This is a genomic window from Sorangium sp. So ce887 (assembly GCF_051521455.1).
Taxonomy (GTDB): Bacteria; Myxococcota_A; Polyangia; order Polyangiales; family Polyangiaceae; genus Sorangium.
In genome coordinates, this window is sequence record NZ_CP150354.1 from 284,027 (window position 1) to 298,271 (window position 14,245).

Sequence of the window (14,245 nt, forward strand, 5' to 3'; positions counted from 1 at the left end):
GAGAGCAGGCACGCCACTGGATCGAGCGTTTCGTCGCCTGGTACAACGACAAGGGCAGCGGACGCCGGGCCGCGTGGGGTAGACTGCGTCCGTGGCTCGACCCGGCAAGCGCCCCACGGATGATTTGCTGACACCGACGCTGCAGGACGCCGGCGAGGGGCAGGCAGCGCCAGGGAAGCGGCCGTTCCGGCTCCAGTCCCAGGTCTGGATCGGGGTGCTCGGCGGGGTGGTCCCCATGTTCCTCCTCGGCATGATCAACGCCGGGCGCCTGCGGCTGCCGGCCGAGCAGCGGCGGCGAATGCTGCTCCTCGGCCTCGCGGCCCTGGCCGCCATCCTGGTCCTCTGGAGCTGGGCGAAGTTTTCCGCGTACGGCCAGGCGTCGGCCGACGCGCCGGGCTTCCGCCGCGGGATCCGGCTCGCCAACCAGATACTCGGCGGGCTGCTTTACCTCGCCTACAGCCGCCTTCAGCAGCTCGCCGACCGGCGCTTCCAGTTCGCCGGCGGAGAGCACGCCTCCCTCTGGATCCCCGGCATCGCCGTCATCCTCGCCGGCTTCGCGCTACAGTTCGCCGTGCTCGCGGGGCTCGCCGCGCTCCCCGCCGGAGTGCGGCCGTGAGCGACGCCGAGCAGGCCGTCGCGCTGGCGCGCCACTACCTCCACGTCGACCAGCCGCAGCGCGCGCTCGAGACGCTCGAGCGGATCGCGGATCCCGATCTCGAGGACCCCGAGCTCTGGGCGCTACGCGCCGCCGCGCTCCACGCGCTCGACCAGGCCGCCGAGGCCGCGCGCGCCGCGCGCGAGGGCCTCGCGCGCGCGCCGGAGTCGCCCCACCTGCTCTACCTGCTCTGCGACTGCGAGGCGCAGCTCGGCGACGCCGCGGCGGCGGAGCGGGCCATTCTGAGCTGCCTGCGCGTCGCGCCGGAGAGCGCCCCCGCGCTCTGCCGCTATGCTTTGCTCGTCGCCAAGGAGGGCCAGGTGGACAAGGCGGCGCGGCTCGTCGAGGAGGCGGCGCGCATCGATCCCGAGGCGGGCGGCGTCGCGCGCGCCCGGATGATCGTGGCTTACCTGCAGGGCAAGGACGAGGAGCTCGCCCGGCACGGCAAGGCGCGCCTCTCCGCCGATCCCGACGACGCGCTCACCCACCACTTGCTCGGCCAGGCCATGCTCGAGGGCGGCCGGGTCGAGGAGGCAGGCCGCCACCTCCGGACCGCGGCGCGCCTCGACCCGGGCGACCACGACCTCGCCGGCGCCGCGCGCGAGGCCCGCTTCGCCTCGCATCGGCTGATGAGGCCCCTCTGGCCGATGCAGCGCTTCGGGGCCATCCCGGTGTGGATCGCGGCGATGGTGGTCCTCTACGGGCTACGGGCGACGGGGAACCGGGCCGCCGCGGGCCTCTTCGGCTTCACCTACATCGCTTACTGCCTCTACAGCTGGATCATGCCGCCGCTCCTGCGGCGCTGGATGGGTCTATCGCGATGAGCTCGGACCGGATCACCGCGCTGGAAAAGGCGCTCGAGGTCGCCCCCGACAACCACCCGCTCCGGCTCCTGCTCGCCGAGATGCTCCAGGGCGCGGGCCGCCCTGCGGACGCGGCGCGGCAGTACGAGGCGCTGCTCGACGCGGGCGAGCTGCCGCGCGAGTCGCTGCTCGACGCCGCGAGGCTCTCGATCGAGGCCGGCAGCCTGCAGGCCGCGGCGCGCTGCCTCGACGCCGCGCGCAAGGCCGGGCTCGTGGAGGGGATCCCCGAGACGCAGGCGCGGCTCGACGCGAAGCTCGACCATCAGGGCGTGCTCCGGCTTGTGCACTCGAGCGGCCGCGCCGCCGCCGCGGCGGGCGCCGAGGGGCGCAAGCAGGACCGACGAAAGCTCGGCGAGGAGGCGCGGACCACCTTCGCGGAGATCGGCGGCCTGGAGGAGGTGAAGAAGGCGGTGCACCGCGCCATCATCCTCCCGCTGCAGCGCCCCGACCTCTACGCGAAATACGGGCGCAAGGCGGGAGGGGGCATTCTCCTTTATGGCCCGCCCGGCTGCGGCAAGACGCTGCTGGCGCGCGCGACCGCGGGCGAGTGCAATCTGCCCTTCTTCAATGTGCGCATCGAGGACATCCTCGACCCCTACGTCGGCGTGAGCGAGCGCAACCTCCACGACGCCTTCGAGGAGGCGCGCGCCCACGCGCCCGGCGTGCTGTTCCTCGACGAGCTCGATGCGCTCGCCTTCGCCCGCCGCAAGCACCACGGCAGCGCGGGGCGCCCCCTCGTGGATCAGCTCCTCCAGGAGCTCGACTCCATCGGCTCGGAGAACAAGGGGCTGCTCGTGCTCGGCGCCACGAACGCGCCCTGGGACGTCGACGACGCGCTCAAGCGGCCCGGGCGCTTCGATCGCCTGGTGTTCGTCCCGCCACCCGACGAGGAGGCGCGCCGCAGCGTCCTGGAGATCGCTCTCGCGGGCCGGCCTGCGGAGCGGCTGGATCTGAAGAAGCTCGCGCGGATGACGCCGCTCTTCAGCGGGGCCGACCTGCGCGCGCTGGTGGAGCAGGCGTTCGACCGGGTGATCGAGGAGGCGCTCGACACCGGCACGGAGCCGCCGCTCACGATGAAGCACGTGGAGGCGGCGCTCGCGGCGCAGCGCCCCACCACGCTGGAGTGGCTGGCGCGCGCCCGGAATTACGTGGAGTTCGCCAACCAGAGCGAGCACTACAAAGACGTGGCCCTGTTCCTGAAGTCCCGCGAGGCCAAGGCCTGGAAGGACTGAACGCCCGCGCCGCCCGCCGGCGCCATGGCCTCGTCGGCGAAGTACGCGTTACGCAGTCCCCGATCCACCGGCTCCTCTTGTCCCTGATTCAGTGAAGCTGAGTCGCCGCGCCGATCTGCGGATCGATTCGTCGTGTCATCGAGACCTCCTTGCCGGCGCGCGCTCGTCTCCTCACCAGGGGATCGGGCCTGCGTCGTCCGAGAAGGTGCCAGTCGGTCCGTCGGGACCGAGCAGCGCGAGGCGCACCGGCTCGCGCGCGCCTTCGGCGACGGTGCGCGTTCCGCTGTGGTTGTTGAGATCGGTCGCGACGTAGCCGGGGCACACCGCGTTGACCTTGATCGCGGTGCCGGCGAGCTCCTGCGCGAACGCGATCGTCACCGCGTTGAGCGCGCTCTTCGACGGGCTGTACGCTACGCCGCCGACGCCGCGGACCGGAGTGGCGGGATCGCTGATCCAGGTCATCGAGCCGAGGCGGCTCGACACGTTGACGATTCGCCCGGCCGGCGCCTCGCGGAGGAGCGACAGCATCGCCTGGGTCACGGCGATCACTCCGAACACGTTGGTCTCGAACACTTCGCGGACGTCGGCGAGCGAGGCCACGCTCGGCCTCCCGCTCTGGGCGATCTCGTCGACCGTGACCCCGCTCTGCGCTCCGCCTTTGGCGATGCCAGCGTTGTTGACGAGGACGTCGAGCCGGCCGAGCTCGCGACGGATCCGCGCTGCGGCGGCGGCGATCGAGTCGGCGTTCGTGACGTCGAGCGCGATCGCGCGAGCATCGCCGGTGATCTGCTTCGCCGCGGCCTCGCCGCGCGCGAGGTCGCGCGAGCCGACGAGCACGGTGTGGCCGCGCGCCGCGAGCTCCTTCGCGATCGCGTGGCCGATACCTTTGTTGGCCCCGGTGACCAGGGCGACGGGTTTGTCTTGCATATCCCCTGGCTAGTGATCTCCGCGGGCGCTGCCTTGGTGATTCTTGGCCGGTCGAGAGGGCGGCCAAGAATGCCCAAGCCGAGGGGGCGCGTCGGTCATAAGATGGGGGTGTGGCGACCCGTGCCGACCTCCTTGCTGTCCCCGTGCCCGGCGTGCGCGTTACGCGCTGGTCGACCGACGAGCTCTACGCCGGCATGAAGGAAATGTACGCGATCGCTCGCATCGAGGTTGGGCGCCTGGAGTGGTGGAGCCGCGGAAAGGTGTGGAGGTGCGGCCCGGGCTCGTTGCAGATCCTGCAACCCGGCGACGTGCACCGCGACATCTCGCGCGACGGCCCGGGCACGGGCCAGTGCGTCGCGTTCTCGGCGCAACTTGTCGAGAGCGTGATTGGCAAGGTCTGCGTCCATCCACTGCTTGCCGCCGGTGACGAGCGGGGCGCGGCGTTCCACCGCCTGCATCACGCGGTGCGCGCCGGCGCCGATCGTCTCGAGCTCGAGGTCGCGGTCGCCGAGGCGATCGGCGCGCTCGCGGCGGTGGGTGACGCGCAGTGCGAGCACACGCGACCGGTGCGCCGCGCGATCGAGCTCCTGCGAGAGCAGCTCGCCGAGCCGGTGACGCTCGACGACCTCGCTGCGCACGCCGGCCTCGAAAAGTTCCACCTGTGCCGCGCGTTTCGCGCGCAGGTCGGCATGTCTCCGTACGCGTACCTGACGCGGCTGCGGATCATGCGCGCGAAGGAGATGCTCGTCGCCGGCGTGAGGCCGCGCGACATCGCCCCGCAGGTCGGCCTCTACGACCAGAGCCAGCTCAACCGGCACTTCCGGCGCATCGTCGGCACGACGCCAGGCCAGTACGCGCGCGGCGTCTAGAGCGGGGCTGTATCCAGCTTGGCTGAGCGCCGGGCTAGAGGGCACCCCGACCCACATTGGCTCCCGTTCGGAGGAGGACGACAGCTGATCCCGAGGGCGACGGCGCCAGGCGGGGGAGCGGCTGCGGGGGCGAGGTGAACGCTTGCAGGCCTTGGTCGGGGCCGTCGGTGTCACCTGGCGGGGCGCGGAACGGCCGCGAAGGTCGAGGGATGTATCGGGCGCTGGTGACCGGCCGTCATCGACCAGCTCGTTGGCGAACACCCCCGCCGCATAACCGCGTGCGCCCCTGCGCACGCCCGGGACGGGCTGACCCGCATGCATTCCGGTTTCACCGCGAAATTTGTCTTTGACGCGCACATCACGCTCAGAGAAATGGCTTGCGGTTCTCAGCGCTCATCGCGCGCAGCGGCCGAAGGTTTCCAACCGGGGGGAGACGGTGAGGGCGTCACAACGGCGGATCTCATGGGCAGCAGGGGTTGTCCTCCCGCTCCTCGTTGTCCCGGCGCGCGTAGAAGCGTACGAGCTGAGCGCCGGTGTGAGCCTCGGGTGGCTCCAGGCCGGTACCGTTCCGCGCCTCGCGGTGGGCCCGCACGCGGGCATAGCGTGGCCCCTCCAGCGAGACATCCTGTTCACGGTGCACGACCTGTGCACGATCCTACCCCCGACCCAGGAGGACGGGCCCGGGGTGTACAACCAGACCTCGGCCGACATCGGGTACGCGTGGGAGGACGGCAACGTCAGCGCGGGGCCCTCGGTCGCGTTCTATGTCGTGCCGGCGTGCGGCATCACCTTGTGCGGCCGCGTCGGTGGCTTGGCCGTAGGCGGCCACGCGCAGACCAACGCGTACGTTGCTGGACCGCTGGGGGTGTCGGTGAGCGTCAACGTGGATTGGGTCGGTCGGGGCAGTCTGGTGCTCCCGGGCTATGTGTCCGTCGTCGTTGTTGCTGGTCCTGTGCTTCGATGGAGTGCCAAATGAACGCGAAAAGATTCCTGTTGTTGATCGTGGCAATATCGGTCTGGGCGCTGGCGGCGTGCAACTGGACGATAGGAGACTGCTATCCTGTCGGGGAAAGAACTTCGGGGGCAGGTGCCGGTCCAGGCTCGGAGCCCCGCCCGGTCTACACCTCCGCCGCATCCGGTGACTTCGGGGCGGAGCCGCCGGACGGCCCGAACGACGGCAGCGAGCGCAAGATCGCCTGCAACGAGTGGGAGCTCGAAGACGAAGAGGAGAGATCGAGCGACAGCTCGGGGACCCCGACGACCCATAGCCCGGAGAGCCAGCGAGACCCCTGCCCCGGATTCGGCGATGTAGCCGGAGACGGGGCGACCTTCTGGAGCTGTGGCGGTGCATGCAGCTCGAAGTGTCCGAAGCCTGGGATGGCAAGCTTTGTCTGGGTAAATTTCGATCCGTCAGATTTTCCTTTTGTTACAATTGTCAACGATGACGGAACGGATAAAGGCGGAGGGTACCAGCAAGCCAAGGCCAGCCTGAGGTTCGAGGACAGATCTCGAGACGGCATCAGAGAGTGGTACTGTTCTCTCACCATCAAGATGCCGCTCCGGACTGAGGCGATGGGGAAGATCAGTCCGCTCCGTGCAGCCGAACTCAGTGAAGAGATTACGGAGGAGGTCGGAAAGCTCATGAACTACAAGCTCCCGCCGGGGATCTTCTGCGAAAGGTTTCACCGCGCGGTGCACGCTGCGTTCAACTTCAAGTACCAGGGGCTCGGCGCCTCGGTGACGAAATGATGGGAATAAACCGCTCGGAGTTGCTCGATGTCGTCTACCGTTTCTACCCGCGGGGCGTGCATAACTTCGAACGCAGGCACGTGCCTCCCAACGAGCCCTTCTACGACGACACGGAAGAGCACCGCCGCCTGGTGGAAGCCGCGAACCGCGGGCGAGCGGAGTACCCGACGTGGAAAGCGATGATCCGTCGACTGGGGGACCGATACGGCCTTCAAAACGAGTCGCTCAGTCTGGTGGCGGGGGGGAGCGACCCGGCGTACTCAGCCCGCATCTATCGCCCCAAGGACTTGGAGCCCGTTCCCTCGCCCAACAGCAGGGCTTCGCTCAGCTTCCACGTGAGCCTCCTCGGGCCCTATTACGGGATCCACGATACGGGCGAGCCCGACGAGCTACCGGCCGCGGTTGCAGCAGAGATCGAGGCCACGTATCCCGGTTACCAGACGATCCCGCCGGAGCTCGGGAACGAGGTGGTTCCGGACGTGGCGATGGACGGGGCATTGATGGGCGAGGCGACGGTCTACATGTGCCTCTTCTCGAACGTCTGGACGTGGGTGGACCCCCCTAGCTACTTCCCTGTGTGACCCCGGTCCCCGCGGCCGAGCTCCGGCGCGTGACGAGGTGGAGGCTGCGTCCAAGCTCAAGTATCGGGGGCTCGGCGCCAGGGTGACGAATCTATGAAGATAACTCGCTCCGATCTGCTCGACGTCGTCTACCGCTTCTACACCGCGGGGCGTGGGTAACTTCGAACGCAGGCACGTGCCTCCCAACGAGCCCTTCTACGACGACACGGAAGAGCACCGCCGCTTGGTGGAAGCCGCAAACCGCGGGCGAGTGGAGTACCCGACGTGGAAAGCGATGATCCGCCGAGTGGGGGACCGATACGGCCTTCAGAACGAGTCGCTCAGCCTTGTGGCAGGGGGGAGCGACCCGGCGTACTCGGCCCGCATCTATCGCCCCAAGGACTTGGAGCCCGTTCCCTCGCCCAACAGCAGGGCTTCGCTCAGCTTCCACGTGAGCCTCCTCGGGCCCTATTATGGAATCCACGATACGGGCGAGCCCGACGAGATACCGACGGCGGTCGCAGAAGAGATCGAGGCCACGTACCCCGGTTACCAGACGATCCCGCCGGAGCTCGGGAACGAGGTGGTGCCGGACGTGGCGATGGACGGGGCGTTGATGGGCGAGGCGACGATCTACATGTGCCTCTTCTCGAAGGTCTGGACCTGGGTGGATCCGTAACTACTCCCCCCGGGCGGCCGCCGTTCACGTGGCTGAGCTCGGGCGCTTCGTCCTCGGAAGCGCTCGCGGGGAGCTCGGCGGCGCTCCGCCGCCGCGGCGCGGTCGTGGCCGCACGAGCCGGGGGAACTCGGGCGGCTCGCATCTCGGCAGGGGACAGCTGATCCCGAGGGCGACGGCGCCAGGCGGGGGAGCGGCTGCGGGGGCGAGGTGAACGCCCGCAGGTCTTGGTCGGGGCCGTCGGTGTCACCTGGCGGGCCGCGGAACGGCCGCGAAGGTCGAGGGATGTATCGGGCGCTGGTGACCGGCCGTCATCGACCAGCTCGTTGGCGAACACCCCCGCCGCGTAACCGCGTGCGCCCCTGCGCACGCCCGGGACGGGCCGACCCGCATGCATTCCGGTTTCACCGCGAAATTTGTCTTTGACGCGCACATCACGCTCAGAGAAATGGCTTGCGGTTCTCAGCGCTCATCGCGCGCAGCGGCCGAAGGTTTCCAACCGGGGGGAGACGGTGAGGGCGTCACAACGGCGGATCTCATGGGCAGCAGGGGTTGTCCTCCCGCTCCTCGTTGTCCCGGCGCGCGTAGAAGCGTACGAGCTGAGCGCCGGTGTGAGCCTCGGGTGGCTCCAGGCCGGTACCGATCCGCGCCTCGCGGGGTGCCCGCAGGCGGGCATAGCGTGGCCCCTCCAGCGAGACATCCTGTTCACGGTGCACGACCTGTGCACGATCCTACCCCCGACCCAGGAGGACGGGCCCGGGGTGTACAACCAGACCTCGGCCGACATCGGGTACGCGTGGGAGGACGGCAACGTCAGCGCGGGGCCCTCGGTCGCGTTCTATGTCGTGCCGGCGTGCGGCATCACCTTGTGCGGCCGCGTCGGTGGCTTGGCCGTAGGCGGCCACGCGCAGACCAACGCGTACGTTGCTGGACCGCTGGGGGTGTCGGTGAGCGTCAACGTGGATTGGGTCGGTCGGGGCAGTCTGGTGCTCCCGGGCTACGTGTCCGTCGTCGTTGTTGCTGGTCCTGTGCTTCGATGGAGTGCCAAATGAACGCGAAAATATTTTTGTTATTGGTCGTGGTCATATCGGTCTGGGCGCTGGCGGCGTGCAACTGGACGATCGGAGACTGCTACCCTGTCGGGGAGAGAACTTCGGGGGCAGGTGCCGGTCCAGGCTCGGAGCCCCGCCCGGTCTACACCTCCGCCGGATCCGGTGACTTCGGGGCGGAGCCGCCGGACGGCCCGCACGACGGCAACGAGCGCAAGATCGCCTGCAACGAGTGGGAGCTCGAAGACGAAGAGGAGAGACCGAGCGACAGCTCGGAACGGCCGACAGAGAGCCCGACGAGTCCGCAAGACCCTTGCCCTGGATTCGGCGATATTGCGGGAGACGGAGCGACCTTCTTGAGCTGTAGCGATGCGTGTAGCTCGAAGTGCCCGCCGCCTGGAATGGCCCCATGGGTATACGTAGACTTCGATCCGTCGGACTTCACATTTGTTACCACCGTCAATGACCCGGGCACGGGTAAAGCCGGTGGGTGGCAGGTGGCTAGGGTCAAACTGAATTTCAGGAAACTCACTGTCCCGCACACGGTCAAGAGCTGGTCCTGTAATTTTTCCATCGAGATGCCGCTCCGGACTGAGATGTATGGACCAATCGATGCAGACCGCGCAGCCAGCCTCAGCGAGGAGATCACGGAGGAGGTCGCGAACCGCATGGACTACGATCTCCCCCAGGGGATATTCTGTAGTAGGTTCATCGACCAGGCGCGGGCGACGTTCAAATCCAAGTACAAGGGGCTTGGCGCCAGGGTGACAACTCCATGATGATAGCTCACTCCGAACTGCTCGACGTCGTTTACCGCTTTTACCCGCGAGGCGTGCATAACACCGATCGCATCCACGTGCCTCCGGGCGAGCCCGTCCACAAGGACACGGAGGAGCACCGCCGCCTGGTGGAAGCCGCGAACCGCGGGCGAGCGGAGTACCCAAGGTGGAACGCCATGATCGACAGGTTGGGGGATCGATACGGCCTTCAAAACGAGTCGCTCCACCTGTTGTCCGGGGGGACCGACCCGGCGTACTCGGCCCGCATCTGGCTCACCGACGAAACGGCGCTCAGCTTCCACGTGTCCCTGCTCGGGCCATACTACGGGATCCACCTCCCCGGTATCCCCGAGGAGGAGCCGGTGGCGCGCGAGGTCGCCCGGGAGATCGAGGCTACGTACCCCGGCTACCGGCCGATCCCGCCGGAGATTGGGAACGAGGTGGTGCCGGATGTGGCGATGAACGTGGTGTTGATGGGCGACGCGACGATCTACATGTGCCTCTTCTCGGAGGTGTGGACTTGGGTTGATCCATAGCCATTCCCCTGGGCGGCCGCCGTCCACTTGGCCGAGCTCGGGCGCTTCGCCGTCGAGACGCGCTCGAGGCGAGCTCGGCGGCGCCCACGCCGCGACGGGGTGGCCGTGACGATACGCGCCCGGGAAGGGGAGAGCTCGGGTGGCTCGCACCTCGGCAGGGGATCATCTCTTCCAGGTAGAAGCGCCGCGGCCGGCGTCGAAGCGGCCGGCGCCGGGCTATCCTGGGCGGGATGACGGTCCAGGAGCTTCACGTCGCGGGGTATCGCTCGATCCGCGAGCTGACCCTCCCGCTCGCGCAGGTCAATGTCATCGTCGGGCCGAACGGCGTCGGCAAGACGAACCTCTATCGCACCATGGTGCTGCTCTCCGAGGAGCCGCCCGCCCGCGGAACGGCCGCGCCCGGGCGACGTCGTGCAGCTCGAACCCCGACAGCGAGAGTGCCGTGTCCGTCCGGGCGTTGGTCTGGCCCGGGAGGCGCGTCGCGAGACGCTATGCGGCGTCACCGGGCGCCTTGCGGCGCAGAACGGTGCTTTTCCAGTGCGGTGGCCCTCGGTTGGGACAGCGTGCTGGAACATCGGTCGGCTCGCCGAGCGGAAGCCGCGTCGTGCTGCCATTCGTTTTCGATACCAGGCGATGTGATTGCGCCGGGGCGAACCAATAGCCGGGGTTACGCCGCGAGCTCCTCAATTTCGGCTCGAACGGCGTGCTCCGCGAATCTGCTCGTGCGTTGGTGGCGTTCGCCTTTCGATTTCAGCGGAGGTACGGACTCAACGCCTGGAACCAAACATCGGCCATGCGGTTATACCCTGCCTGGTTCGGGTGGAGATTGTCGGCGAAGAGGGACTGCTTGTAGTTCGCGTCGTTGGTGAACGCTGTGTACATGTCCACCAGCACGATGTGCTGCCCCTTGCTGACGCGCGTCGAAACCAGGTCGGGCATGGCCGCGTTGTAGGCGTTGACGGCGTTGTTCGTGGCGTCCGATCTCGTCGGCACGATCTGCGCGAGCACCACGAGGATGTTCGGATCACGCATGAAAATCGAGTCGAGCAGCTTGCCCAGGCGATTCGGTGCGTCCGCAAGGTTGATGTTACCGTTGATGTCGTTCGTTCCGATCATCAACGTAATGATGTTGGGCTTGTAATTCGGAATGCTGGTGCCCACGAGCTGCGCGATGCCGTTGTTGCCCTCGATCGTCCAGCCGCCGTGACCCTCGTGGTTCCTCGGGAACGCCATTCCGTCCACCATGGGCACGCTGTAATCATTGGCGGAACCGACGAAGGTGATGTCGCGGTTCGCTTCGAGCGCGAGGTGGAACAGCGGGGCGCGGTAGCCGCCGGCGACGTTGAAACCCTGCGTGATTGAATCGCCGAAGGGCATGATCTTACAGGAGCCGCTCGCCGGGCAGGGCTGGAATGCCGGGCCGCCGCCCGCGCCGGCGCTGCCCCCTGCGGCACCTCCGTCACCCGCGGTACCTCCGACACCGTCGGATCCGCCGCCCATGCCACCCGAGCCCGCTCCGCCGGCGCCCCCGGTGCCGCCGCCGCCGGTGCCTCCTGCACCGGCGTTCGCCGCGCCCCCGCTGGTCGCGCTCGAGCCGGAACTGCCGGGCGAGCCGGCCGCTGTCCCGCTGCCGCTCGTGGTCCCGGCGCTGGCCGTGCTCGCGGTTCCGTCCGTCGTCGTGCCAGGCGAGTCGGCGCCGTCACTGCACGCTGCGACGAGCAGCACCACACACGCGAGGACGGCGGAAGAAGAAAATTTTAGGCGGTGTACGAGCATCTGCTGCGCATAACACGATCGCGGCTCCACCGCGATTGTGAAGCGCAGCTTATCGAAGAGGCCGTTGTCGTTGAACGATTTTATCGCGAGGGGAAGTGCGTCTGGACGGCGGCGCTCTTCGCGGCCACGCGGCGCCCGAGCGCGAACGGCGGTTACACCGTAACCACCCGCCCATCGCCATGGGCACGGCCCCTTGCGGCTCTCGCCGGGGTCGACGATGTTGGGCGGGGGGCGGCGCCGGCCCACGACTCGGCGCGGGCACAGGCGGTCCTGAAAGAGGGCCCGGTGACGTGGCCTCCACCTGTGTCGCCGACCAAAGCGCGCGTGGTTCAGGTCGCGTCGGCGTCGCCGGCGCTCGGAGCAGCGAGCAACGAGTTCGCCCAGGCGTCGGGCAGCAGTTCGTCTAGCCGTCCGCGCGGCCAGCCCGCCTGCAACTTGCCGATGACGTCCGTCGCCCAGGCGAGCGGGTTGACTCCGTGCATCCGGCACGAGCCGAAGATCGTGTAGCCGATGGCCAGGCGCTGAGCGCCCTTGTCGGAGCCTGCGAACAAGTAGTTCTTCGTGCGCCAGGAGAAGCCTGGTTGAGGAGGAAGCCATGTGAACAAGCGGAAACCTCATTCGAGACCCAGCGGGTGCACGTTGCCCGCCCGGTAGAGCAGACCAGCAGCCGGAAGCGAGTCTTGCGTGGACCGAGGGCGACCTCGGCTGCGAAGCGTAGACAGCAAGGGAGCGGGCCGTGGGATTGAGCCCCGAAAGGACTGATGGTGCGGGGGCCGACGCTGTAAAGAAAGCGGAAGGCAGCATCGACGGGCAGGAGATGGTCGAGCCCGTCGACCTCGCCGGGGTCGGAGACCAGGGCACGCGAACCAAGGGTCTTCCAGGAACCTGGGAGGCCTCTCGTCGTCCGTCGTCGGAGACGGCCGGGGACCCGTCCAAGCAATCCCCAGGCTCGATCGCGGGGCGCTCGCGCGATCGAGAGCGAACACGAGGCGCAGCGACGGTACTGGCAAGCGAAGGAAACGAAGCGCGCCGGGAGGCGACGAGAGGCGTCGGAGCGCCTCATAGTACCAGCGAAGCGGGGGAACCGAGCCGCAAGAACCCCGCGGAGGGAAGGGGGCGCCGCGACGAGGAGCCGGCGCAGGGCACGATGGCGGGGACTTCGCGCCCCAGCACCATCTCCCCGAGACTGCGCCGGGTAGCAGAGATGGCGCGGGCCTGTCGCGGGCGACCGCTCACGACGCTCGCCCACCACATCGACATGGAGTGGATGCGTGAGGCGTTTCGCCGCACGCGGAAGGACGGGGCCACGGGGGTCGACGGCAAGACGGCCGCGGAGTACGCGCAGGCCCTGGAGATTAACCTCCAGGACCTGCTCCTCCAGGCCAAGGCCGGGACCTACCGAGCACCGCCCGTCCGGCGTGTCCACATCCCGAAGGGCGATGGGTTGCAGACGCGGCCCATCGGGATCCCGACCTTCGAGGATAAGGTGCTCCAGCGGGCCGTAGTCATGATTCTGGAGGCCGTCTACGAGCAGGACTTCTTGCCTTGCTCGTATGGCTTCCGACGGGGCCGCGGCGCGCACGACGCGCTCGCCGCGTTGTGGAGCGGCGCCATGGCGATGAACGGTGGGTGGGTCATCGAGATCGACATTCGGAAGTTCTTCGATACGCTCGATCACGGACACCTGCGAGAGATTCTGCGCCAGCGGATCCGAGACGGCGTACTGCTCCGTCTCATCGACAAGTGGCTCCACGCGGGTGTGCTCGAGGCCGGAAGCGTTCACCACCCGGCCGAGGGGACACCACAGGGTGGGGTGATTTCGCCCCTGTTGGCGAACGTCTTCCTGCACGAGGTACTGGACACGTGGTTCGAGGGGACCGTTAAGCCTCGCCTGAAAGGGCTAGCCTACATGGTCCGGTACGCGGACGACGCTGTTCTAGGATTCACGTGCGAGGAGGACGCTCGGCGCGTCATGGCCGTTCTCGGCAAGAGGTTTGCCAAGTATGGCCTGGCGCTCCACCCCGAGAAGACGAGGATGCTGCGTTTTCAACGCCCACCGCTCCGGGCGGCTCTGCCGCCGCGGGGACAACGGCGTGTGGCAACGTTCGACTTCCTTGGTCTCACCCATCTGTGGACCCGCTCCCGAAGGGGGCGGTGGGTCATCCGGCGACGGACGGCGAAGGATCGGTTCACGCGCACCATGCGCGCATTCCGTATCTGGTGCCGTAAGAACCGCCATTTGCCGATGAAGGAGCAGCACGCGACACTCAGCCAGAAACTGCGTGGCCACTACGGGTACTTCGGAGTCACAGGGAACTTCGGGAGCCTCGATAGGCTGCGCTTCGAGGTGGAGCGTACGTGGCGTAAGTGGCTTGGACGCCGCTCGGGCCATGCGCACATCTCCTGGGAGCGGTACAACACCCTTCTGCGACGATACGAGCTGCCAAAGCCACGCATCGTACGCGGGGTGTTGACTCGGAGCGAGTCAGCGTCGTGAAGAGCCGGATGCGTAAATTGCGCACGTCCGGATCTGTGGGGGCCCCGGGCGGGTAACCGCCCGGGGCTACCCGACCT

The 14,245-nt window shown here is 68.1% G+C and carries 14 protein-coding genes and 1 pseudogene; 12 read left to right on the forward strand and 3 right to left on the reverse strand.

All coding sequences use genetic code 11. The features are described 5' to 3' along the window. The first annotated feature begins 91 nt into the window (after window positions 1-91). The 3 genes from WMF36_RS01145 to WMF36_RS01155 are packed head-to-tail and all read left to right on the forward strand — an operon-like array spanning window position 92 to window position 2,750. A complete protein-coding gene (locus WMF36_RS01145; RefSeq protein WP_437577707.1) occupies window positions 92-616 on the forward strand; it encodes a hypothetical protein in 525 nt (174 codons plus the stop codon). Further along, the gene (locus WMF36_RS01150) at window positions 613-1,479 is read left to right on the forward strand and encodes a tetratricopeptide repeat protein (RefSeq protein ID WP_437577708.1); all 867 of its coding nucleotides are present in this window, start codon (window positions 613-615) and stop codon (window positions 1,477-1,479) included. Before WMF36_RS01145 ends, WMF36_RS01150 begins: the two co-directional genes overlap by 4 nt. Continuing rightward, entirely contained in the window at window positions 1,476-2,750 is a 1,275-nt protein-coding gene (locus WMF36_RS01155; RefSeq protein ID WP_437577709.1) for an AAA family ATPase, read from the forward strand. The genes WMF36_RS01150 and WMF36_RS01155 overlap by 4 nt, the downstream gene beginning before the upstream one ends. Window positions 2,751-2,921: 171 nt before the next feature. Here WMF36_RS01155 and WMF36_RS01160 read toward each other — a convergent pair whose 3' ends face one another. Further along, entirely contained in the window at window positions 2,922-3,677 is a 756-nt protein-coding gene (locus WMF36_RS01160; RefSeq protein ID WP_437577710.1) for an SDR family oxidoreductase, read from the reverse strand. 110 nt (window positions 3,678-3,787) lie between these two features. Here WMF36_RS01160 and WMF36_RS01165 point away from each other — a divergent pair, with 110 nt between their 5' ends. The 8 genes from WMF36_RS01165 to WMF36_RS01200 all read left to right on the forward strand — a co-directional run bounded on the left by WMF36_RS01165 (window position 3,788) and on the right by WMF36_RS01200 (window position 9,895). Further along, complete coding sequence (locus tag WMF36_RS01165; RefSeq protein WP_437577711.1) at window positions 3,788-4,546, forward strand: helix-turn-helix domain-containing protein; 759 nt, start codon at window positions 3,788-3,790, stop codon at window positions 4,544-4,546. A gap of 535 nt (window positions 4,547-5,081) precedes the next feature. After that, window positions 5,082-5,522 (forward strand): hypothetical protein, encoded by a 441-nt coding sequence (locus WMF36_RS01170; protein WP_437577712.1) that lies wholly within the window; start codon window positions 5,082-5,084, stop codon window positions 5,520-5,522. Beyond that, window positions 5,519-6,295: a hypothetical protein gene (locus tag WMF36_RS01175; RefSeq protein WP_437577713.1), complete on the forward strand. Its 777-nt coding sequence runs from the start codon at window positions 5,519-5,521 to the stop codon at window positions 6,293-6,295. Before WMF36_RS01170 ends, WMF36_RS01175 begins: the two co-directional genes overlap by 4 nt. Next, window positions 6,292-6,876: a hypothetical protein gene (locus tag WMF36_RS01180; protein ID WP_437577714.1), complete on the forward strand. Its 585-nt coding sequence runs from the start codon at window positions 6,292-6,294 to the stop codon at window positions 6,874-6,876. Before WMF36_RS01175 ends, WMF36_RS01180 begins: the two co-directional genes overlap by 4 nt. A gap of 286 nt (window positions 6,877-7,162) precedes the next feature. Beyond that, the gene (locus tag WMF36_RS01185) at window positions 7,163-7,534 is read left to right on the forward strand and encodes a hypothetical protein (protein ID WP_437577715.1); all 372 of its coding nucleotides are present in this window, start codon (window positions 7,163-7,165) and stop codon (window positions 7,532-7,534) included. 608 nt (window positions 7,535-8,142) lie between these two features. Further along, the gene (locus tag WMF36_RS01190) at window positions 8,143-8,583 is read left to right on the forward strand and encodes a hypothetical protein (RefSeq protein WP_437577716.1); all 441 of its coding nucleotides are present in this window, start codon (window positions 8,143-8,145) and stop codon (window positions 8,581-8,583) included. Beyond that, window positions 8,580-9,359 (forward strand): hypothetical protein, encoded by a 780-nt coding sequence (locus WMF36_RS01195; RefSeq protein ID WP_437577717.1) that lies wholly within the window; start codon window positions 8,580-8,582, stop codon window positions 9,357-9,359. Before WMF36_RS01190 ends, WMF36_RS01195 begins: the two co-directional genes overlap by 4 nt. Beyond that, the gene (locus WMF36_RS01200) at window positions 9,356-9,895 is read left to right on the forward strand and encodes a hypothetical protein (protein WP_437577718.1); all 540 of its coding nucleotides are present in this window, start codon (window positions 9,356-9,358) and stop codon (window positions 9,893-9,895) included. Before WMF36_RS01195 ends, WMF36_RS01200 begins: the two co-directional genes overlap by 4 nt. A 750-nt stretch (window positions 9,896-10,645) precedes the next feature. On the opposite strand, the gene WMF36_RS01205 is transcribed toward WMF36_RS01200, so the two are convergent. Both WMF36_RS01205 and WMF36_RS01210 read right to left on the reverse strand, forming a co-directional pair. After that, complete coding sequence (locus tag WMF36_RS01205; RefSeq protein ID WP_437577719.1) at window positions 10,646-11,623, reverse strand: SGNH/GDSL hydrolase family protein; 978 nt, start codon at window positions 11,621-11,623, stop codon at window positions 10,646-10,648. A 377-nt stretch (window positions 11,624-12,000) separates the two neighbouring features. Continuing rightward, window positions 12,001-12,231 (reverse strand): annotated as a pseudogene (locus tag WMF36_RS01210) (transposase domain-containing protein); the annotation flags it as partial. A 698-nt stretch (window positions 12,232-12,929) separates the two neighbouring features. Here WMF36_RS01210 and ltrA point away from each other — a divergent pair. Then, on the forward strand, window positions 12,930-14,168 hold the full coding sequence (gene ltrA / locus WMF36_RS01215) for a group II intron reverse transcriptase/maturase (RefSeq protein ID WP_437577720.1): 1,239 nt from the start codon (window positions 12,930-12,932) through the stop codon (window positions 14,166-14,168). Window positions 14,169-14,245 lie beyond the last annotated feature (77 nt).

Bases quoted from the DNA above. Each gene is read 5' to 3' on its own strand.
- WMF36_RS01155 (WP_437577709.1), top strand. From the start codon at position 1,476: ATGAGCTCGGACCGGATCACCGCGCTGGAAAAGGCGCTCGAGGTCGCC.
- WMF36_RS01160 (WP_437577710.1), bottom strand. From the start codon at position 3,677: ATGCAAGACAAACCCGTCGCCCTGGTCACCGGGGCCAACAAAGGTATC.
- WMF36_RS01175 (WP_437577713.1), top strand. From the start codon at position 5,519: ATGAACGCGAAAAGATTCCTGTTGTTGATCGTGGCAATATCGGTCTGG.
- WMF36_RS01180 (WP_437577714.1), top strand. From the start codon at position 6,292: ATGATGGGAATAAACCGCTCGGAGTTGCTCGATGTCGTCTACCGTTTC.
- WMF36_RS01195 (WP_437577717.1), top strand. From the start codon at position 8,580: ATGAACGCGAAAATATTTTTGTTATTGGTCGTGGTCATATCGGTCTGG.
- WMF36_RS01200 (WP_437577718.1), top strand. From the start codon at position 9,356: ATGATGATAGCTCACTCCGAACTGCTCGACGTCGTTTACCGCTTTTAC.
- ltrA (WP_437577720.1), top strand. From the start codon at position 12,930: ATGGAGTGGATGCGTGAGGCGTTTCGCCGCACGCGGAAGGACGGGGCC.